This window comes from Achromobacter pulmonis (assembly GCF_002885955.2).
GTDB lineage: Bacteria > Pseudomonadota > Gammaproteobacteria > Burkholderiales > Burkholderiaceae_B > Achromobacter > Achromobacter pulmonis_A.
The window spans coordinates 367163-387997 of the sequence record NZ_POQS01000008.1; the positions used below are offsets into that span (position 1 = coordinate 367163).

General features: G+C 62.3%; 16 protein-coding genes. 14 read left to right on the top strand and 2 right to left on the bottom strand.

Annotated features, from left to right (window positions below):
• Positions 1-1047 carry an Lnb N-terminal periplasmic domain-containing protein gene (locus tag C1I89_RS28265; protein WP_012112355.1) on the bottom strand — a complete coding sequence of 349 codons (1047 nt, stop codon included), beginning with the start codon at positions 1045-1047 and terminating at the stop codon, positions 1-3.
• Positions 1044-1679 (bottom strand): TetR/AcrR family transcriptional regulator, encoded by a 636-nt coding sequence (locus C1I89_RS28270; RefSeq protein ID WP_094840677.1) that lies wholly within the window; start codon positions 1677-1679, stop codon positions 1044-1046. Before C1I89_RS28270 ends, C1I89_RS28265 begins: the two co-directional genes overlap by 4 nt.
• Before the next feature lie 452 nt (positions 1680-2131).
• On the opposite strand from C1I89_RS28270, the gene C1I89_RS28275 reads away from it, so the two are divergent.
• From C1I89_RS28275 to C1I89_RS28340, 14 genes are all read left to right on the top strand, one after another.
• A complete protein-coding gene (locus C1I89_RS28275) occupies positions 2132-3619 on the top strand; it encodes an efflux transporter outer membrane subunit (protein WP_024161576.1) in 1488 nt (495 codons plus the stop codon).
• A 14-nt stretch (positions 3620-3633) separates the two neighbouring features.
• Positions 3634-4713, top strand: coding sequence for an HlyD family secretion protein (locus C1I89_RS28280; protein ID WP_102775629.1), 1080 nt, complete (start codon positions 3634-3636; stop codon positions 4711-4713).
• 3 nt (positions 4714-4716) lie between these two features.
• Positions 4717-7485 carry a ribosome-associated ATPase/putative transporter RbbA gene (gene rbbA, locus C1I89_RS28285; protein ID WP_102775630.1) on the top strand — a complete coding sequence of 923 codons (2769 nt, stop codon included), beginning with the start codon at positions 4717-4719 and terminating at the stop codon, positions 7483-7485.
• A gap of 1 nt (position 7486) precedes the next feature.
• Complete coding sequence (locus C1I89_RS28290; protein ID WP_003296525.1) at positions 7487-8617, top strand: ABC transporter permease; 1131 nt, start codon at positions 7487-7489, stop codon at positions 8615-8617.
• Positions 8618-8664: 47 nt separating this feature from the next.
• A complete protein-coding gene (locus C1I89_RS28295) occupies positions 8665-9126 on the top strand; it encodes a phasin family protein (protein WP_102775631.1) in 462 nt (153 codons plus the stop codon).
• Entirely contained in the window at positions 9116-9862 is a 747-nt protein-coding gene (gene phbB / locus C1I89_RS28300) for an acetoacetyl-CoA reductase (RefSeq protein WP_003296527.1), read from the top strand. Before C1I89_RS28295 ends, phbB begins: the two co-directional genes overlap by 11 nt.
• A gap of 85 nt (positions 9863-9947) precedes the next feature.
• A complete protein-coding gene (locus tag C1I89_RS28305) occupies positions 9948-12317 on the top strand; it encodes a TerB family tellurite resistance protein (protein ID WP_102775664.1) in 2370 nt (789 codons plus the stop codon).
• Positions 12314-13738, top strand: coding sequence for a bifunctional enoyl-CoA hydratase/phosphate acetyltransferase (locus tag C1I89_RS28310; RefSeq protein WP_102775632.1), 1425 nt, complete (start codon positions 12314-12316; stop codon positions 13736-13738). Before C1I89_RS28305 ends, C1I89_RS28310 begins: the two co-directional genes overlap by 4 nt.
• Before the next feature lie 43 nt (positions 13739-13781).
• A complete protein-coding gene (locus C1I89_RS28315) occupies positions 13782-14534 on the top strand; it encodes an SDR family NAD(P)-dependent oxidoreductase (protein WP_102775633.1) in 753 nt (250 codons plus the stop codon).
• 76 nt (positions 14535-14610) lie between these two features.
• On the top strand, positions 14611-15852 hold the full coding sequence (locus C1I89_RS28320; RefSeq protein WP_046482862.1) for an acetate/propionate family kinase: 1242 nt from the start codon (positions 14611-14613) through the stop codon (positions 15850-15852).
• The gene (gene gltS / locus C1I89_RS28325) at positions 15849-17054 is read left to right on the top strand and encodes a sodium/glutamate symporter (RefSeq protein ID WP_102775634.1); all 1206 of its coding nucleotides are present in this window, start codon (positions 15849-15851) and stop codon (positions 17052-17054) included. Before C1I89_RS28320 ends, gltS begins: the two co-directional genes overlap by 4 nt.
• Before the next feature lie 180 nt (positions 17055-17234).
• Complete coding sequence (locus C1I89_RS28330) at positions 17235-18986, top strand: PHA/PHB synthase family protein (protein ID WP_440130670.1); 1752 nt, start codon at positions 17235-17237, stop codon at positions 18984-18986.
• 87 nt (positions 18987-19073) lie between these two features.
• Positions 19074-19568: a universal stress protein gene (locus C1I89_RS28335; RefSeq protein ID WP_003296534.1), complete on the top strand. Its 495-nt coding sequence runs from the start codon at positions 19074-19076 to the stop codon at positions 19566-19568.
• A gap of 53 nt (positions 19569-19621) precedes the next feature.
• Positions 19622-20638: a lipid A deacylase LpxR family protein gene (locus C1I89_RS28340; protein ID WP_003296535.1), complete on the top strand. Its 1017-nt coding sequence runs from the start codon at positions 19622-19624 to the stop codon at positions 20636-20638.
• Positions 20639-20835 lie beyond the last annotated feature (197 nt).

Below are 20835 nucleotides of genomic sequence, written 5' to 3' on the forward strand. Positions count from 1 at the left end.
TCATGGAGATACCTCGTCGGCCGGCACGCCGGGCACACCTTGTCGAATCGACATCGAGAAGTCGTCTCCTGATGCGTCAGAGGCCAGTGCGCGTTCGTTGATGTGCCCCAGTGCCTGCAGTTCTGCGTAGCGATGGCCGGGCGTCAATCCGTGCAGGTCATGGATGTATTCCGCAAAGTGTCCGGACAGCAGCAGGCGATAGTCCGCCGGCAACGCTGGCGCAATGAGCCGAGCCAGCTCGAATACGATGGTCGTGCAGTTACTGGTCAAGGTGTTGTAAAAGCGCGGTGTGCGCCGCAGTTCATTGGCCGCGTGCAGATACTCCAGAAACAACGCGCGGACATTCGCCTGACTCATCTGCAACCGATAGAGATAAACGTCCTCGCCTCGCGCATTGCTGCGCGTACGCACAATGTCGCGCTCATCGGCGGCTACCAGGATCTGCTCGAACTGACGGAAGAATCCGCCGATCGCCGAGAAGGACTCGTGGCGCTCCTTGCGTATTTCCAGTGAGAACACTACCCGCTCGCCACCGTCGAAGCCGAACGACACCAGTGTGTGCGCAATGTGCGGCCCCATCCAGTAGGAAAGTACCAGGTCGGCACTGCGCAAGCGGTCCAGATCGTATGTGCGGTTCTCCCACTGCGGGGTGTAGTCGGTTTCGCTGCGCCACTCGAAGTTGCGTACATTTTTCAGGTGAACGTGGCTGCCGTCGATTCCGGCCTCCAGCAACTGGGCGACATCGTCAGCCCATGGGCGTTGGTGTGATGGCTGCAGCGTTCCCCACCACATGAGCAGGGCTGCCGTTGCGGCCCCGAACACGAATCCGGCGATCCTGCGTGTCCGTCTTTCAAGCAAGCCTGCCAGCGACACGGCGACGGACAGCCCCGAGGCAGACCACGCCAGAGTGGCGATCCAGCGAGCCGCTGGATGTTGCGGCATCTGGTGCCACAGGGCCAGCGCGCCCCACGCAGTCAGCAATAGCACCGCAATGCCGATCACCAGGCGCATGGGGAGGTGCCTGACTTTTTGCGTCACCTTGCTCATCGAGGCTCCAAAAGCTCAAGCAGCAGTTGCCGATGCGCATCCTGTAACTGCACCAGCGCTATGGAAGGGTTGCCCCTGGATAGCATTGACGAGCTCAGCCATAGCAGTGCGGGAGCGAGCGCCAGCGGGAAAAAGTGCTCGGTCAAGACGCCCGGACGAATGATGCCCCGTTCTATGTTGCGTTGGATGATGAGCTGCGCCCGCTCTTTCAGTCCGTGAGCAACTTCGTTGTGCCAACGCTGCACCAGCTCTGGTGTTCTGGCGCTTTCGGCCAGAAGCAGCCGGTAAATCGACATCGTGGCAGGGGAGCTAAAGGTCGCGTATAGGCGATCCAGGTAGACATCTACCAGCTCTGGCAACGTCAGATCTTCATCCGGGAGCCAGCCCTGGAAATCGCAAATCTGCTTTGTCGTGCGTTCGAGCAAGGCATGAAAAATTTCTTCCTTGCTTTTGAAGTGGGCGTAGATACCAGCCTTGGACAAGCCTGCGCATTCCGCCAGGCGCTCCATTGACACGGCGTTGTACGTCCGATCCGCGAATTCGACCAAGGCCGCGTCGAGTATTTCTTCTTTTCTGGCGGCAGAGGACAGGTAGCGGCGCTTGTCGGGCGCGTCATCTTTCTTGGGTAGCATTCAAAGGCTCTGTTCAAAGATCTGAGGGGTGTTCCCACGGGCCGGTCACCGGCTCTACCAGAAATCAGGGCCTTCCTTGAACCCAAGCCGGCAGCTCGAATTGATCTGCGTCAATGACCGACGAGCCCGCTGATTGCGGTTCCCGGATTGTAACGTATAAATAAAAACAACCGTCCAGTCGTTTGTTTTCAAATTTCACGATGCAAGCCAACTCAGAGGCGCGAACGAACCCGGCACATTGGGATGTGACACAGGAAGAGCACCTCATCAACCAGCCAGGGGACACGGGGATGCACATATCAACAAGGAGATGAAGTGGGCTTGACAGCACTTGCAAGCAGGAAAGGAAGGCCTGCGGACATCGGCCACGAACTCCGCATTGCGTGGGTGGCAGCTATCCCCTCCTCTGCAACCAGACCCTCTTCAGCCCGATACCCGTACGGAACGTGACCATGCCCCCAGCTTCCCTGTTGTTTCCTGCGTTCAGCTTGCGCACTGCCTCGTTGGCCCTGAGCGCCGTCGTCTTGACCGGCTGCATGTCGCTCGCTCCGGCGCCAGACACCCCGCCGCTGCCCGTGCCCGAAGCCTGGCCTGCGCATCTTGGATCAGGCACCGACGGCGCCCACGCGGGAGAGCTTGCCTGGCAGGCGTACTTCACCGACCCCCTGCTGCAACGCCTCATCGAGACCGCGCTGGAGAACAACCGCGACCTGCGCTTGGCCGCGCTGCGCGTCGAGGAAGCCAGCGCCACATTCCGCATTCAGCGCTCGGATCGTTTTCCTGCCGTGGGCGTGGGCGCCCAAGGTGGACGCGCGCGCGTCCCTGGCGATCTGAACATGTCGGGCCGATCGCAGGTGGGCGGCGAGTATCGGGCCGAGGTGGGTTTGAGCACCTGGGAGTTGGATCTGTGGGGCCGGGTTCGCAACCTGGAGGACGCCGCCCTGCAAAGCTGGCTGGCCTCCGATGCGGCGCGCCAGGCCGTCCATCTGGCGCTGATCGCCCAGGTGGCGGACGGTTATCTTGGCTTGCGCGAGATCGACGAACGCGTGGCTATCGCTCGGCAAACCGTGACAACCCGCGAGGAGTCTTATCGTATCTTCCGGCGCCGCGTCGAAGTCGGCGCGACCTCGAAGCTGGACCTCACACAAGTCCAGACTTTGCTGAACCAGGCTCAGGCGCTGCTCGCCCAGCTTGAGCAAGCCCGCGCCACGCAACTGCACGCGCTGGCGATGCTGGTGGGTGCCGATCCTGGCCCGCTGCCCACCAAGGTGCCCTTCGATGAAACGACGGTGCTGGCTGAGCTGCGGGCCGGTCTGCCTTCGGAGCTGCTGGTCAGTCGCCCGGACATCATTTCCGCCGAACACCAATTGCGTGCCAGCGATGCCCACATCGGCGCGGCCCGCGCGGCGTTCTTGCCGCGCATTGCGCTGACTGGCAGCTTCGGCACGGCCAGCTCCGACTTGAATGGCTTGTTCGATTCCGGCAGTCGCGCCTGGACCTTCATGCCCACCCTGTCACTGCCCATCTTCGATGGCGGGCGCCGACGCGCCAATCTGGAACTGAGCGAAGTGCGCCGCGACATCGCCGTCGCCGGATACGAAAAAACCATTCAAACAGCCTTCCGCGAGGTGGCCGATGCGCTGAGCGCAAAGCACTGGCTGGCTGAGCAGTTGACGATCCAGAGAGCCAACCTGGAAGCGCAAAGCGAACGCGCACGGCTGGCCCAGTTGCGCTACGACAACGGCTCGGCCGCCTTCCTGGAGGTGCTGGATGCCCAACGCGATCTGCTGGGTGCCCAGCAACAACTGGTACAGGCGCGCCGCGCGCTGCTGTCCAGCCAGGTGGCGCTGTATGCCGCGCTCGGCGGCGGCACCCTCGCCGCAACCGGCGAGGCACAGGGTGCGGCCTCGACCCCCGCTTCCACCCCATCAACCCGTTAAGGCACGCCGAACCCATGACTGTCTCCCCCTCTCTCAAGAAAAAACTCCTGGTCGCTGCCGCTGCAGCGGTTGTTATCGCGCTGGCCTGGTGGGGCTGGACGGAGCTTGCCGACAGCGGACCCGGCGAAGGGTTCGCCAACGGCAATGGCCGCATCGAAGCCACCGAAATCGACATCGCCACCAAGCTGCCCGGACGTATCGAAGACATACTGGTGCGTGAAGGCGATTTCGTCGCGGCGGGCCAGCCACTGGCCAGGATGCAACTGGAGACACTTGAAGCGCAGCGCGACGAGGCTCAGGCCATGCGCCAGCAGGCCGAGCACGGGGTGACCGCAGCGCAGGCGCAAGTGGCACTGCGCGAGGCCGACGTAACTGCCGCCCTGGCCCTGGTCGGCCAGCGCGAGTCGGAGCTCGATGCCGCGCAGCGGCGTCTGGCACGTTCGCAGACCCTGTCCCAGGAGGGCGCCGCCTCGATCCAGGAACTGGACGATGACCGGGCGCGTGTACGGGGCGCACAGGCGACGCTCGAGGCCAGCAAAGCGCAGGCCGCCGCCGCCCGCGCCGCAGTCGAGGCAGCCAAGGCGCAGCTTGTCGGCGCGCAGTCCAGCGTGCACGCCGCCACGGCCAGCATCAATCGCATCGAGGCCGACATCCGCGACAGCGAACTGCGCGCCCCGCGCGACGGACGGGTGCAGGTGCGCGTGGCGCAACCCGGCGAGGTGCTGGGAGCGGGCGGACGCGTCCTGAACCTGATCGACCTGTCGGACGTCTACATCACCTTCTTCCTGCCCGAGACCGTGGCCGGCCGCGTCGGGCTGGGCTCCGAGGTACGCATCATTCTGGATGCCGCGCCGGAGTATGTGATACCAGCCACTGTTTCCTTCGTCGCCAGCGCGGCGCAGTTCACCCCCAAAACGGTCGAAACCGCCAGCGAGCGGCAGAAGCTGATGTTCCGCGTGCGCGCGCAGATTTCGCAGGAGCTGCTGCGTGAACACCTGCAGCAGGTCAAGACCGGTTTGCCCGGCGTGGCCTGGGTCAAGCTCGACGCCAATGCCGAGTGGCCTCAAAACCTGTCCCTTCGCGTGCCGGAGTAAGGTATGAGCCACAGTGCGAGTGCGCAGCCCACGACCGTTGCAAGCGTCCGTCAGGTGCGCTTGCGTTACGGCGACGTCATCGCCCTGGATGGCATCGACCTGGACATTCCCGCCGGGCGGATGGTCGGTCTGATTGGCCCCGACGGCGTAGGCAAGTCCAGTCTGCTCTCATTGCTGGCTGGCGTACGTATCATCCAGGAGGGCACGGTCGAGGTGCTTGGTGGCGACATGGCCAGCAAGGCCCATCGCAATAAAGTGTGCCCGCGCATCGCCTACATGCCGCAGGGACTGGGCAAGAACCTGTACCCGACGCTCTCGGTCGAGGAAAATCTGCAGTTCTTCGCGCGCCTGTTCGGTCATGGCTCTGCGGAACGCCGCCAGCGTATCGATGAGCTCACTCAGGCCACTGGCCTGCTCAAATTCCTGGAGCGCCCGGCAGGCAAGCTCTCCGGGGGCATGAAGCAGAAACTCGGCCTGTGCTGCGCACTGATTCACGACCCGGATTTTCTGATTCTCGATGAGCCGACGACCGGAGTGGATCCGCTGGCGCGCGCACAGTTCTGGGACCTGATCGAGCGCATCCGCGCCGATCGCCCCGGCATGAGCGTGATCGTGGCTACCGCCTACATGGATGAGGCACAGCGCTTCGACTGGCTCGCCGCCATCGACGACGGCAAGGTCCTCGCCACCGGCACACCGCGGCAATTGCTGGAAAGCACAGGCAGCCCGAACCTGGAAGAGGCATTCATCCGCCTGCTCCCGGAAGAGAAAAAGCGCGGGCACGAAGCAGTGGTCATTCCCCCCTTGCCGGATGGCGGCGCGGACGATATCGCCATCGAGGCCGAGGGGCTGACCATGCGCTTTGGCGACTTCGTCGCCGTCGACAGCGTCTCCTTCCGCATCCGGCGCGGTGAAATCTTCGGCTTCCTCGGCTCCAATGGCTGCGGCAAGTCCACGACCATGAAGATGCTCACCGGCCTGTTGCCGGCGAGCGAGGGGCGGGCCTGGCTGTTCGGCCACGAAGTGGACCCGCATGATCTGGACACCCGCCGCCGCGTCGGCTACATGTCGCAAGCGTTTTCGCTCTACAGCGAAATCACGGTACGCCAGAATCTGGAGTTGCACGCCAAGCTGTTCAGTGTGCCCCCGGAGGACATTCCCGGTCGCGTCGATGAGATGGTGGAGCGCTTCGGGCTGGTGGACGTCATCGACAGCCTGCCGGCCAGTCTGCCTCTGGGCATACGCCAGCGCCTGTCGCTGGCCGTTGCCATGGTGCACAAGCCCGAGCTGCTGATTCTGGACGAACCGACCTCCGGCGTCGATCCGATAGCGCGCGACGCGTTCTGGCGGCTGCTCATCGAGCTGTCGCGGCGCGACCGGGTGACGGTCTTCATTTCCACCCACTTCATGAACGAGGCCGAGCGTTGCGACCGCATGTCGATGATGCATGCAGGCAAGGTGCTCGACAGCGATGTGCCTGCCAGACTGGTCGAGAAGCGCGGCGCCAAAACCCTTGAAGAGGCGTTCATCGGCTACCTCATCGAAGCCGAGGGCGGCACGGCCACCCCACCCAGCCAGCCCGAGGCCGCCCATCACGAGGAGCAGCCATCGGCGGCGCCCGCTGAACACGGTGGGCACCGCTCTGGCGGATTCAGCTTGCAGCGCATGTTCAGCTATCTGTGGCGCGAGACACTGGAACTGCAGCGGGACCCGGTCCGCGCCACCCTGGCGCTGGGCGGTTCGCTGCTGCTGATGTTCGTGATCGGCTTTGGCATCACCATGGACGTCGAGGATTTGAGCTATGCGGTGCTCGATCGCGACCAGACCACGCTTAGCCAGAGCTACACGCTGAACCTGGCCGGATCGCGCTACTTCACCGAGCACGCGCCGATCGTCGACTACGAGGACCTCGACCGGCGCATGCGCAACGGCGAACTGTCGCTGGCCATCGAAATCCCCCCTGGCTTCAGCCGCGATGTATTGCGAGGCCAGAACGTGCAGATCGGCGCCTGGCTCGATGGCGCCATGCCGCAACGCGCGGAAACCGTCCAGGGCTACGTTCAGGGCATGCACCAGCACTGGCTGCTGGTACAGGCCAGCGAGCGTGGCGGCGCCAGCGCAGCCGGCAATGCCAGCGTCGAGACGCGCTTTCGCTACAACCCCGATGTCAAGAGCCTGCCGGCCATGGTGCCGGCGGTGATTCCGCTGTTGCTGCTCATGCTGCCTGCGATGCTGACCGCGCTCGCGGTGGTGCGCGAGAAGGAGACGGGCTCGATCACCAATCTCTACGTGACGCCGGTCACGCGCATCGAGTTCCTGCTTGGCAAGCAACTGCCCTATGTCGGTCTGGCCATGGTGAACTTCCTGCTGATGAGCCTGCTCGCGGTCACCGTCTTCGGTGTGCCGGTCACGGGCAGCTTCTTCACCCTGTCGCTGGCCGCGCTGATCTTCTCCTTCGCCGCGACAGGCATGGGGCTGCTGGCCTCGGCCGTCACGCGCAGCCAGATCGCCGCCATGTTCTTTGCCATGATCGGCACCATCATTCCGGCCACCCAGTTCGCCGGCCTGATCGATCCCGTGTCCTCGCTTGAAGGCTCCAGCAAGTTCATCGGCGAGATCTACCCCGCCACGCACATGATCTCCATCAGCCGTGGCGTGTTCAGCAAAGCGCTCGGCCTGGCCGATCTGGCGGGGCCGTTGTGGTCGATGCTGCTGTCGGTTCCGGTGATTCTCGGTGCGGCCGTTTTGCTACTCAAGAAGCAGGAGCGCTGAGATGAGCGGAAGAAACGTTGCCAACATCTACGACCTCGGTGTCAAGGAGCTGTGGAGCCTTTGGCGTGATCCGATGATGCTCGTACTCATCGTCTATGTGTTCACCGCGTCGGTCTACACCTCGGCCACGTCCATGCCGGAGACGCTGCACAACGCGCCCATCGCCATCGTCGACGAGGATAATTCGGCGCTGTCCCAGCGGATTGCCTCGGCCTTCTACCCGCCGCAGTTCACGCCACCGGCCATGATCGACTATGGGGACGTGGACCCGGGCATGGATGCGGGGCTGTACACCTTCGCCCTGGTCATTCCGCCCAACTTCCAGCGTGACGTGCTGGCGGGGCGATCGCCCGCCGCGCAGCTCAATGTCGACGCCACCCGCATGAGCCAGGCCTTCACCGGCAGTGGCTATATCCAGCAGATCTTCACCGGTGAAGTCAATGAGTTCGTCAAGCGTTACCGCGGCACCGACGCGCCACCCGTGGATCTGGCATTGCGCGCCCGCTTCAACCCCGCGCTCGACAAGGCCTGGTTCGGCTCGGTGGTGCAGATCATCAACCACATCACGCTGTTGTCCATCATCCTGACCGGCGCGGCGCTGATCCGGGAGCGCGAGCACGGCACCATCGAGCACCTGCTGGTGATGCCGGTCACGCCCGCGCAGATCATGCTCTCCAAGGTCTGGTCGATGGCCCTGGTCGTGCTGATCGCCTCCTTCCTGTCCCTCAATCTCATGGTGCGCGGCGTCCTGGGCGTTCCCGTCGAGGGTTCCATTGCGCTGTTCTTCGCTGGCGCGGCGCTCAGTCTGTTCGCCACCACCTCGATGGGCATCTTCATCGCCACCCTGGCGCGCAACATGCCCCAATTCGGCATGTTGATGATGCTCACCATCATGCCGCTGCAGATGCTTTCGGGTGGGTCTACCCCGCGCGAGAGCATGCCCGAGATCGTGCAGAACATCATGCTGATCGCACCCACCACCCATTTCGTGGAGCTGAGCCAGGCCATCCTCTACCGGGGCGCTGGCCTGGAGACGGTATGGCAGCCCTTCCTGGCGCTGGCCCTGATCGGCACGGTGCTGTTTTTCCTGTCGTTAGCACGCTTTCGCAAAACGATCGGCCAGATGGCCTGATCGTTTGACCGCCCGAGTGGGCACTCAACCCAGTAAGGAGTTTGACCATGAGCAATGAAACCATCCCTCCCAACCTGTTCAAGGCGAACCTGGAACTGCAGCTGCGCCTCCAACGCCTGATGCAGAAAAACGGCCAGCAATGGCTGGAGAACGCCGCGCGCGCGGGCAAAGACGGCATTGCCGAGTCCGGCGCGGAAATCGAAAGCCTGCTTAAGGCGGAGAACTGGCAGGAACTGGCCACGCTGCCCGCACAAACCTTCTGGCGTCAGTTTCAGCACCACGTGGGCGGCGCGCAGGCGCTGACACAAGTCGCGATCAAGAACCAGACAACCTTCACCCAAGGCCTGCAAAAAGCCATTCAAGACTGGCAGAAATCGGTTACGCAGGCCGTAGGCCAGGGCGATGCGGTACTCCCGTTCCAGGATATTTTCAAACAGTGGGGAGCCGTGTGGGCCTCGGCACAGGACAAGGAGGCACCGGGCAAGACCGGTGGCCGCAATGCCGGCTGAACAACGCACCGCCCTGGTCACGGGCGGCAACGGTGGCCTGGGCGAGGCCATCGCCCGGGCCTTACACGATGCTGGCCATACCGTGATCGTCGTCCACTCGCCAGGCAATGCCAGCATCGGCGCGTGGTTGGAAGCCCAGGCGGGTGAAGGTTACAACTTCATCGCCTACGGCGCGGATGTGGCCGACCATGCCTCCTGCCAGGAGCTGGCCGGCCTCATTCAAGCAGACGGTCACCACATCGACATTCTGGTCAACAACGCGGGCATCACGCGTGATGCTACGTTCCGCAAGCTGAGCTACGCCGATTGGGATGCGGTCCTGCGCGTCAATCTCGATTCTGTATTCAACGTCACTCGGCCATTCATTGACGGCATGCTCGAAAGGGGCTGGGGCAGGATCATCAACATCTCCTCCATCAACGGCTCGAAGGGGCAGTTCGGCCAAACCAACTACTCCGCCGCGAAAGCCGGGATGCATGGATTCACCAAAGCCCTCGCGCAGGAGGTGGCGCGCAAGGGCGTGACGGTCAACACCGTCTCGCCGGGGTATCTGGATACGAAGATGGTGACGAGCATGTCGGAGGAAGTGGTCAAGCAGGTGGTTGCCGGTATTCCCGTGGGTCGTCTGGGACGGCCTGAGGAAATCGCCGCACTGGTTGCATTCATCGCCAGCGAGTCTGCGGGGTTCATGACCGGCAGCAATGCGTCGATGAATGGTGGCCAGCACATGTACTGAGTGAGGAAGGGCCGGCAAGACGATGTGCCTGCGGCCCCTTTCCATTCAATTTTTCAGTTTCATCATAGAGGGAATGCCCATCGCCATGAATCGAGACACCACGACATCACCAACGGCCGATTGGGGGCAGTTGCTGTGGGACCCGTTGCGACTATCGGCGATGGCAACCGAGTATGCAGTGGATGCCTGGCAGCGGTCCATTCTGTATGCCGACGTTCGCCGCCAACGCGGCAACCAGTACCAGGAGCATTTGCAGGAGCAGACGCCGAACGTACTCGACTTCGCCTCAGAGGTCATCATGTCCGGGCTGGAGCTTCCGCGGCCAGTCAACTATGGCCTCGTGCGCATCCTGCCGCCAGCCGACGCGCCGGCCGATCCCAAGAAGCGGCCGTTCGTGGTGGTCGATCCCCGCGCGGGCCATGGCCCGGGCATCGGCGGTTTCAAACCCGACAGCGAGGTCGGTGCTGCTCTGAAGGCAGGCCATCCCTGCTACTTCGTTGGCTTTCTGCCCGATCCCGTTCCCGGCCAGACCGTCGAGGATGTCATGCGTGCCGAAGCGGCCTTCGTGCGCAAGGTCGGCGAGCTGCACCCCGACAGCCGCGGCAAGCCCGCGGTCATCGGCAATTGCCAGGCGGGCTGGCAGATCCTGATGGCAGCTGCCGTCTGGCCCGAACTGTTCGGACCGATCATCGTCGCCGGCGCGCCGCTGTCGTACTGGGCGGGCGACATGCCGATGCGCTATGCAGGCGGCCTGACCGGCGGTAGTTGGTTGACGGCATTGACCGGCGATCTGGGCGCCGGTCGGTTCGACGGCGCCTGGCTGGTACAGAACTTCGAGAACCTGGACCCGGCCAATACGCTGTGGAGCAAACAGTACAACCTGTACGCCAAGGTCGACACGGAAGGCCCGCGCCACTTGCAATTCGAGAAGTACTGGGGCGGCCACGTGTTCCTGAACGATGTGGAAATACAGTACATCGTCGATAACCTGTTCATCGGCAACAAACTGAGTACGGCGCAGCTGGTGACGTCTGATGGCGTGCGCATCGACCTGCGCAATATTCGCTCGCCGATCGTGGTGTTCTGCTCCTATGGGGACAACATCACGCCACCGCCCCAGGCCCTGGGCTGGATCACCGATCTGTACCGCAACGATCTGGACGTGATGGGGCATGACCAGACCATCGTCTACGCCACCCATGACAGCATCGGGCATCTGGGTATCTTCGTCTCCGGCAGCGTCGGGCGTAAAGAGCACCAGGAGTTCGCCGCCAACATCGACGTCATCGACGTGCTGCCGGCCGGTATCCACCGCATGCTGGTCGATGAAAATCCCGACGGGTCGCAGGAAGGCGAGCCGACCGGGAACGCCTACCTGACTCGGATCCAGCGCAGCAACATCGATGAAGTCCGTGAGATCGTCCGTCCCGACCCTGAGAACGATCGCCGGTTCGCCGCCGTTGCGCGGATCTCCGAGGTCAACCTGGCTTGCTACCGCAGCTTCGTGCAGCCATGGATGCGTGCCCTGGTCACGGACCAGGGTGCGAAGTGGCTGGAGCCGCTGCATCCGCTGCGCATGGGCTATGAATTGTGGTCTGACAGGCATCCGCTCGCCGCCGCAGTACATGAGGCTGCGCAACACGTGCGCGACCATCGTCAGCCCGTCTCCGAGGCCAACCCTTTCCTGCAACTGCAGGCGCAGTTTTCCACCGCCGTCGAACAGATGCTGGATCAATTCCGTGATTGCCGCGACCAGATCTACGCACAGGCGTTTGACACGCTGTACACCCTGCCGCTGGTGCAGGCCATGACTGGACAGAGCCTGCACGACGATGCACCGCCGCGACCCCATCCCAGCGAGACGCCCGAGCATCGCCAGTATCTGGCGCAAGAGTTGACACGGCTCGAAGCGGATATTCACAGCGGCGGGCTCGCCGAAGCCGTCATACGGGCACTGTTCTTCGTGCTCGCGGCGCGTGGCGAGGCCGACGGGCGGCACTTCCGGCACGCAGAGCAACTGGTGCGTCCCCGCCTGGGCAGCGACTTCGACATGCAGGCCTTTCGCCACCTCGTGCGTCGGCAGGCTTTGCTGATGCGGCTCGACCAGGACGCCGTGGTGTCCGCCATCCCCGGATTGCTGAACGACATAGCGCCTGATGAGATCCGCCAGGTAGCGGAGATGATCGTACAGGTGGTCGGCAGCAGCGATGTGCTGTCCGCACAGGAGCAAGCCAGGCTGGAGCAGGTTGCCGCCCTGTTCGAGCAGGCGGACCACCAGGCGCAGGCGGCTTCGGCGCCCGCCATGCCAAGCTCCGCCAGTGACACCCCCGCTGCGGTCGTGGACACGAAACCCAAGACATCCTCGCCGAAGCCGAAGGCGCCTCAGAAGAAAACGGCGTCGAAGACGCCAGCCGCGCCGCGCACAAGTCAAACACGGCGAGGGAAAGACAAATGACGACGTCCTCCGCACCGGTCGATGGCGCCGCCGACGCATTGCAGGTTTTGCGCAACCGCACCTTCGACGAGATCGCCATTGGCGACAGCGCCAGCCTCGAACGCGCGTTTTCGCCGCAAGACATCCAGATGTTCGCGCTGCAATCGGGCGATGATGTGGATCCGGAATCTTCGGTGTCTTCGCCCTCGCGGGACACCACCGAGGCCATTTGTGCAAACGTCCTGATCTCGGCTGTGCTGGGAACACGCCTGCCGGGACCCGGAACCCTGCATGTCAGCCAGAACCTGCGCTTCCTCGGGGCGATTCGGCCCGGCGACAGGCTGACCGTGCGAGTGCAGGTGACCAGCAAGGACACCGCCACTCGGCGTATCACGCTGGCCTGCGCCTGCACCAACCAGGAGGATGCGGCGGTTTTCCAAGGCCAGGTAGAGGTCGCGGCGCCCACTGAGCGCATTGAACGAACGCGCACCGCGTTGCCGGAAATCCACCCGGATGCGCAGGGCCACACAGGCCTGCAACGCCTGCTGGCGCACGTCGCGCACTTGCAACCGATTCGGGTGGCCGTCGCCCATCCCTGCGATGCCCCCAGTCTGTCCGCTGCGCTCGAAGCACGCCACGCGGGGTTGATCGAACCGGTGCTGGTCGGATCACGGGCGCGGCTGGAAGCAGTCGCCACAGAGGCCGGGCTGGATCTGGCCGACGTCACCATTGTGGACACACCCCACAGCCACGCCGCCGCGCAGCAAGCCGTAGCCTTGGCGGCCAATGGCGAAGTCGAAGCCCTGATGAAAGGGAGTCTGCACACCGACGAACTGATGTCCGCGCTGGTTTCGACTGCGGCGGGGTTGCGCACCAAGCGCCGGGTCAGCCATTGCTTCCTGTTGCAGACACCGGCCTATCCGCGCCCGTTCATCGTCACCGATGCAGCGATCAATATCGCCCCGACTCTGGAACAGAAGGCAGACATCATCCGCAACGCCATCGAGCTGGCGCAGGTGATCGGCGTGCGCGAACCCAAGGTCGCAATCCTGGCCGCAGTCGAGACGGTCAGCCCGACGATGACGGCCACGCTCGACGCGGCGGCGCTGTGCAAGATGGCCGATCGCGGCCAGATCACTGGCGGCCTGCTCGACGGGCCGTTGGCCTTCGACAACGCGATCTCCATCGCCGCTGCGCGCACCAAGGGGATCGTCTCCGAGGTCGCCGGGCAGGCCGACATCCTTGTCGTGCCTGACCTGGAGAGCGGCAACATGCTTGCCAAGCAGTTGATATTCCTGGGCGGCGCAGCCAGCGCCGGAATCGTCCTCGGAGCGAAAGTGCCGGTCATTCTGACCAGCCGCGCCGACTCGCGCGATACACGCATCGCCTCATGCGCGATTGCACTGATGCTGGCGCACCACTATCGGCTGTCACCCCCGTGAATCGACTTATCAGCAACGTATCCACCCCATTGGAGGAAACACTATGAAGTACTCATTTTCTGGCCGCGTAGCCCTGGTCACCGGTGCAGGATCCGGCATTGGCGAGGCCATCGCGCGACTTCTTGCGAGCAACGGCTTGAGTGTCGTCGTCTCGGATGTCAGCGCCGACAATGCGCAGCGCGTCGCCAGCCTCATCAACACCGATGGCGGCCAAGCCGTGGCCAATGTGGCCGACGTGGCACGCATCAATGACGTTGAGGCTGCCGTGGCCTGCGCAGTCGATATGTTCGGCGGCCTTCATTTTGCGGTCAACAATGCCGGCATCGGTGGCGACCAGAGCCCAGTGGGGGAACTGGATCCTGCCGCCTGGAGCCGGGTAATCGATATCAACCTGAACGGCGTGTTCTATGGCCTGCGCCATCAGATTCCCGCCATCCTGCGTTCGGGTGGCGGCGCCATCGTCAACGTCTCTTCGATCCTGGGGGTGGTCGGCGATGCAGGAAACCCAGCGTACGTCGCAGCCAAGCACGCTGTTACCGGGCTGACCCGCTCGGCAGCGCTGGCCTATGCGGCCAAGGGAGTCCGGATCAACTCGATCCATCCCGGTTACGTGCGGACGCCCATCCTGGATTTCCTCGACGAATCGGCCCTTCAGGAGGCTGTTGGCCTGCATCCGATCGGCCGTCTGGGCACCCCGGACGAAATCGCCCATGCCGTGGCGTTTTTGCTATCGGAAGGAAGCAGCTTCTTTGCGGGCACCCAGCTCATCGCCGACGGCGGCTATACGGCACGCTGAATCTGACGACGATGAGCGTGCAGGCATATCCGAACACCGTGGCGACGTCACCGGGGCCGGGCAAAAAGAGGACGACATGATGGATGCGACCACGGCCCGCTCCGGACGCCCCGGGCACGGACTGATCCTTGTACTGAACTGCGGTTCATCCAGCATCAAGTTTGCGGTATTCGACCCTTCGGCCACGCCACTGCCTCGCCAGGCGTTGTGGAATGGCAAAGTGCTGGGAATCGGCGGCGCCGATCCGGATTTCGAAGAGACCGGGGTTGCGCCGTTCCCGATCAAACTGGACACGGCACATCCCTATCGTGCCGCGCTGCGCATCATCCGCGATCGCGTCAGTCAGCGGCTCGACGGCCGCCGGATAGGTGCGGTCGCTCATCGGATCGTCCACGGTGGCAGCAGGTATTTCGAGCCAGTGCGGGTGGACGCCCAGGTGCTCACCGATCTGCAGGGATACATCCCGCTGGCGCCACTGCACCAGCCGTTCGCGCTGGAAGCCATCGATATTCTGCTGCGCGAACAGCCGGAGCTGCCTCAGGTGGCCTGCTTCGACACCGGCTTCCATCACACCATCCCCAAGCTCGAGCAGCTCCTGCCGTTGCCCTACGCCGCATGGGAGCGCGGTCTGCGCCGGTACGGATTTCACGGCCTGTCGTATGAGTACATGGCTGAGGCTTTGCCCGAACGCCATGGCGACGCGGCGCGCAGGCGCACCATCGTTGCCCACCTGGGCAGTGGCGCCAGCCTGTGTGCCATGCAAGGACTCAAAAGCGTGGCCACCACCATGGGTTTCTCCGCGCTTGACGGGCTGATGATGGGCACCCGCACCGGTGCGCTCGATCCAGGCGCCGTGCTCTACCTGATGGAGATCGAGAAGCTTTCACTGGAACAAGTGGGGCGTGTCCTCTATCACGAGTCCGGTCTGCTCGGCGTTTCGGGAATCTCGGCCGAGCCGCGCGTCATTGTCCGGCACGAGAACGATGAAGGTGAAACGGGTGAGCGAGCGCGCTTGGCGCTGGACCTCTACGTGCGTCGCATCGTGCGCGAGATCGGTGCCTTGGTTGCTGTTCTGGGCGGTCTGGACATGCTGGTGTTCACGGCAGGTGTCGGTGAACACAATGCGTTCATTCGCGAGCGCATCGGTGCGGCACTGGGTTTTCTGAACATTGCCCTGGATACCGACGCCAATGCCAGCCACGCGGCGACGATTTCCAGCGACCACAGCCAGGTCATCGTGGCGATCGAACCCACCAATGAAGAGTGGATCGCCGCCAGCCATGCGCTGTCCTGCCTGGACAGGGAGAAGGTGCGATGAAGATCGATGCCTTCCATGGATTCACGCTCGCCATTCTGCTGTTGTTTGTGGGCAAGGGCTTGGTAGCGCGTTCGGGCATCTTGCGTCGATACAGCATCCCGGAATCCTTGGTGGGCGGCTTGGCTTGCGCCTTGGTTGTCTTCGTCCTGTACTACGGGATGGGGGTCACGGTCAGTTTCGATCTGGAAGCGCGCGATGCGCTGCTGCTGTACTTCTTTGCCGCCATTGGACTGAGTACCGACGCCCGCACACTGCGCCATGGTGGACGGCCTTTGCTGATCCTGTCGGGGTTGGCCATCGGGTTCATGGTGCTGCAGAACCTCGTCGGGATGGAGACGGCCCGCGCATTCGGCCTGGATCCGCGCGCCGGTCTCATGGTCGGTTCGATTTCCCTGACCGGAGGGGTGGGCACCACCTTGGCCTGGTCCGATTACTTCGTTCAAAACCTCGGCATTGCGCAAGCGCAGGAACTGGGGTTGGCGGCGAACATGATCGGCCTGATCGCGGCCTGCACCATCGGCGGCCCGATCGCAGGTCTGCTCATGCGCAGGCATCGACTTCGAGCCTCCGGAGACAGCGCCCTGGAAATTGGCACGCTGCACAGCGATGAGCAGCATGCCCGCCTGGACTACTACGGCGTGCTGCTGGCATTGCTCTGGCTCAACTTCGCCTTGATGTTGGGCTCCGGAGTCAATGCCTTGGTCGCGCTTACCCCTGTCACGCTACCCGCCTTTGTGGGCTGCCTGCTGGCCGGCATTCTCCTGCGCATGATTGGCGACTGGATGAGGCCGAGTGGGCGCGGGCGTCTATGGAACTGGCCGAGCATGCAGCCGGGCATCGCTTTGATCTCCGACATGTCATTGGGCCTGTTTCTGACCATGGCGCTGATGGGCCTCAGGCTCTGGGAGCTGCAGCCTGTGCTTGCCTTCATCACCGTGGCGATGCTGGTGCAGATCATCCTGGTCATCGCATTCGTGCTTCTGATCGTTTTTCGGGCAATGGGCAGGGATTACCAAGCCGCAGTGATGTGCGCCGGTTTCGGCGGAATCGCGCTGGGATCTACCGCCACCGCCATCGCCAACATGACGGCGGTCACTCGGGAGCATGGCGCTGCGCGCGAGGCGTTCATTGTGGTGCCCCTGGTGTGCGGGTTCGTCATCGACATTGCGAACGCACTGGTGATCAGCCTGATGGCCGGTTAAGACGAAAGAATTAACGGAATGCGCCGGCAGGCGGAGACATCTCTAGCACGCTGGCACGGTGTCATCGCAAAAGCGCTGATGACATGAGTGCCGGTGTGCATGAACACAAGCGAGCACAACTACCCCCGTGTTCAAACGAGGGCGCTCCATCTATTTGAATAGCAATTGAGGTAATGCGTTTTGACAAAAAATAAGAAAGGTAATACTTCATCGACAATCGTTCCGGCAATGGATATGCAAGCGCATATGGCTTGGGCCCAGGCTTGGTCCTCAATTTCACCTGAATCGTCGCTGTTGGCTTGGACTGATTGGGCAAGCCATTTGGCGAACAGCCCCGGAAAGCAAGCCGAGCTTTTGGCGTTTGCAGGCTCCTTGTCTGAGCAATGGATGTCTCTGCTGAAGAAGAGCTTGGTCAGTCCGGACCAGGAAGCTACACCTCCTGAACCGTCACCTACCTATGGCCGTCGCTTCAATGATCCTGCATGGGATCAATGGCCCTACAACCTTTACCGCAGTTCCTTTCTTATTCAGTCAAAATGGTGGGAGCAAGCCACGCAGGGTGTGTGGGGTGTTGATCCACAACACGAACGCCTATTGGCGTTTGGCGCAAAGCAATGGCTGGAATTGGTATCGCCAACCAACTCTGCGCTTTTTAACCCCGTTGTACTGAAAAAAACAATGGAAGAACAAGGCGCCAACCTGGCGCGTGGCATGTCCAACTTTCTTCATGACCTGCGCCGACAACTATCCGGCGAGCCTCCTGCGGGAACCGAGAACTTCGTCGTTGGGCGCGACGTGGCGGTGACGGAGGGAAAAGTCGTACTGAGAAACCAATTAATCGAGTTGATTCAATACACGCCCACCACCGAGAAAGTCCATCCTGAGCCGATACTGATCATTCCTGCCTGGATCATGAAGTACTACGTACTCGATCTGTCTCCCCATAACTCACTGATACGGTATCTCGTTGCACAAGGCCATACGGTTTTTTGCATCTCTTGGAAAAATCCGGATGCTGGTGATCGAGACTTGGGCATGGATGAGTATCTTGAGCTTGGCTTGTGTGCGGCGCTGGATGCCGTGACATCCATTGTCCCCGAGCAGGGAATCCACGCGGCCGGCTACTGCCTGGGCGGGACATTGCTGTCTATTGGGGCTTCAGCCATGGCGCGCGATGGCGATACGCGGCTGGTGTCCGTAAGTCTACTGGCTGCGCAGACAGACTTCAGCGAGCCGGGCGAGCTTGGCCTGTTCATCAACCAGAGCCAGGTGGCGCTATTGGAGGCCAGTATGGCTCAAACAGGCTACTTGAGCTCAAGCCAGATGAGTGGAGCGTTCCAGCTACTGCGGGCCTACGATCTTGTATGGTCCCGCATGATTGACGAGTACGTATTGGGCGATCGCCGGCCAATGACCGACCTGATGGCTTGGAATGCCGATGGGACTCGCCTGCCGGCGAAAATGCATTCGCAATATCTCCGACGCCTTTACCTGAATAACGATCTCAGCGCAGGGCGCTATCCCGTCCTGGGTCGTCCGGTTTCAGTAGGAAACATCACCGTACCGATGTTTTGCGTCGGCACTGCCTCCGATCATATTGCGCCGTGGCGCTCCGTTTACAAGCTGCATCTCCTGTCTTCAGCCGAACTGACTTTTGTATTGACCACCGGAGGGCACAACGGCGGCATCGTGAGCGAGCCTGGCCGGGGCAAGCGCCAGTATCAAATCCATACGCGCGCCGTGAATGAGGGGTACATGGCGCCGGACGAGTGGCAAGCCACTGCACAGACGCATCTAGATTCGTGGTGGCCGGCATGGTCGGGATGGCTCCAGGAGCGTTCCGGTGATGTTGTTGCACCTCCGCTCATGGGGTCTGAGTTCAATGGATACCCGACTATTGGCGATGCCCCGGGGGAATACGTACGCAGCTGAATAAGCGAATACCGCGTCCGCTACTGCGGGACGGTATGCGCAATATCTATTTGGCACCCCGTCCTACTCTGATAACTGGAGACGTTCATGTACTCAAGACTCCTGGTTCCGCTTGACGGAAGTCCCACCGCCAATTTGGCACTCCACCACGCCTCAGTGTTGGCACGCCTGAGTGGTGCAACCATCATCTTGCTGCACGTCATCGAGGAGATGAAGCACAGCAACGGCTTCGAGAGGCCGAGAATCTACATTGAAAAAGTGAGGCCAGGCTTCCTGGCGGCCGGGCAGAAGCTGCTCGACGAGGCGGCGCTCCGGCTGAGACAGGAAGGCCTGACGGTAGAGACCGTCCTTCTGGAGAGCAAGGGCGAGCGCGTCTCTGTGCTCATCGCGCAGCAGGCACTGGCCACCGAATGCGAGCTGGTGGTGTTGGGCACTCACGGACGCCGGGGCGTGGACAGGCTGCTGCTGGGAAGCGATGCCGAGCAGCTCGCTCGCATCGCACCGGTTCCCGTGATGCTGGTACGCCAGCCCCATTCTGTCATTGCTACTGCAACCCCTGGGCACGGTGGCATGCCAGCGTGACGAAAGTTCAGCCCACTGACCTCGCTGAATGGAGGCTCAGAGTCGCAGCTACCTTGCTGCTGCTGTCGCTGAGTGCCTGCGCGCAGGCACAGTCCTGCCACCGTGACAATCCGCTGCGCTCGACCGGAACGCTCAATCTGCGGATCGACAACGACATGTTCGGCGGCATGGGACAGGATCAAGGGTACTCCAACGGGTTTCTCGCCAGTTGGGTTTCCCCCAACCTCGTGGACTATAGCGATGACCCTTGTCTACCGCGTCTCGTCCGTGGGCTGAATCGCTTTCTCACGATGCTCCAACCCCAAGGCTTCGACGAACAGAACATGACCATCGGCTTCGGGCAGATGATGTACACCCCGAACGACAAAACGCGCAGCGATCTCATCAAGGATGATCGTCCTTTCGCGGGCGCCTTGATGTTGAGCCTTGGCTATAACGCGAGGCGGGGCGATACGCTGCGCACTTCGCAACTCCGCGTGGGGGTGGTGGGGCCCTCCTCCCAGGCCAGGCAAGTCCAGAACTGGTGGCATGACACCGTCGGAGTGGACAGATTCAATGGCTGGAGACATCAACTGCGCGACGAACCCGTGCTGCAGTTGCTCCACGAACGCCGAACACGAGTCATCAGGCAAGAAAACGTCAGCGGTTGGGGTTGGGATCTGACCCGCCACTGGGGCGGCAGCTTGGGCAATTTCGCCACCTACGCGAATGTCGGCGGAGAACTGCGCTATGGCCTACGCCTGCCGGACGACTTAGGCACCGCACCGCTGCGCCCGGCTGGAGAAAACACCTCGCCCGTGCGTAAGACCGCTGGCAGCAACTGGAACGGGCACCTGTTCGTGGCACTCGACGGTCGCTGGGTTTTGCACGACATCACGTTGGACGGCAATACGTTCAAGTCCAGTCATAGTGTTGATAAACGGCCATTCGTGGCCGATGTGGGCTATGGCATCGCGATGACTCAGGGCAACTGGCGCATCGCGATAGCCCGCTACCACCGCACCCGCGAATTTCGTGGACAAAAGGAAATCCCGGTCTACGGAACGATCACCGTAGGACGGCGATTCTGATGCAGATCGATTCCTTGAACGCCATGCAAGCCACTCTGTTGCTGTTCATGACAAGAGCCTGGTTGCTTGTGGAGCTACCACGTCGACGCAGTACTGCCAATGCCGTCGTCATTAGCCAGTTGGCAAGGTGAACACAGCGAGCTGAACGATAAGGCACCCGCGCTCGATAAGAGACCAAGGACAACAAATAAGGAGAT

What these genes read in the sequence shown, in the direction of transcription:
- C1I89_RS28335 (WP_003296534.1), top strand. Translation starts at nt 19,074, where the DNA reads ATGTACTCAAGACTCCTGGTTCCGCTTGACGGAAGTCCCACCGCCAAT.
- C1I89_RS28265 (WP_012112355.1), bottom strand. Translation starts at nt 1,047, where the DNA reads ATGAGCAAGGTGACGCAAAAAGTCAGGCACCTCCCCATGCGCCTGGTG.
- C1I89_RS28320 (WP_046482862.1), top strand. Translation starts at nt 14,611, where the DNA reads ATGATGGATGCGACCACGGCCCGCTCCGGACGCCCCGGGCACGGACTG.
- C1I89_RS28290 (WP_003296525.1), top strand. Translation starts at nt 7,487, where the DNA reads ATGAGCGGAAGAAACGTTGCCAACATCTACGACCTCGGTGTCAAGGAG.
- rbbA (WP_102775630.1), top strand. Translation starts at nt 4,717, where the DNA reads ATGAGCCACAGTGCGAGTGCGCAGCCCACGACCGTTGCAAGCGTCCGT.
- phbB (WP_003296527.1), top strand. Translation starts at nt 9,116, where the DNA reads ATGCCGGCTGAACAACGCACCGCCCTGGTCACGGGCGGCAACGGTGGC.
- gltS (WP_102775634.1), top strand. Translation starts at nt 15,849, where the DNA reads ATGAAGATCGATGCCTTCCATGGATTCACGCTCGCCATTCTGCTGTTG.
- C1I89_RS28295 (WP_102775631.1), top strand. Translation starts at nt 8,665, where the DNA reads ATGAGCAATGAAACCATCCCTCCCAACCTGTTCAAGGCGAACCTGGAA.
- C1I89_RS28315 (WP_102775633.1), top strand. Translation starts at nt 13,782, where the DNA reads ATGAAGTACTCATTTTCTGGCCGCGTAGCCCTGGTCACCGGTGCAGGA.
- C1I89_RS28310 (WP_102775632.1), top strand. Translation starts at nt 12,314, where the DNA reads ATGACGACGTCCTCCGCACCGGTCGATGGCGCCGCCGACGCATTGCAG.
- C1I89_RS28275 (WP_024161576.1), top strand. Translation starts at nt 2,132, where the DNA reads ATGCCCCCAGCTTCCCTGTTGTTTCCTGCGTTCAGCTTGCGCACTGCC.
- C1I89_RS28270 (WP_094840677.1), bottom strand. Translation starts at nt 1,679, where the DNA reads ATGCTACCCAAGAAAGATGACGCGCCCGACAAGCGCCGCTACCTGTCC.
- C1I89_RS28280 (WP_102775629.1), top strand. Translation starts at nt 3,634, where the DNA reads ATGACTGTCTCCCCCTCTCTCAAGAAAAAACTCCTGGTCGCTGCCGCT.
- C1I89_RS28305 (WP_102775664.1), top strand. Translation starts at nt 9,948, where the DNA reads ATGAATCGAGACACCACGACATCACCAACGGCCGATTGGGGGCAGTTG.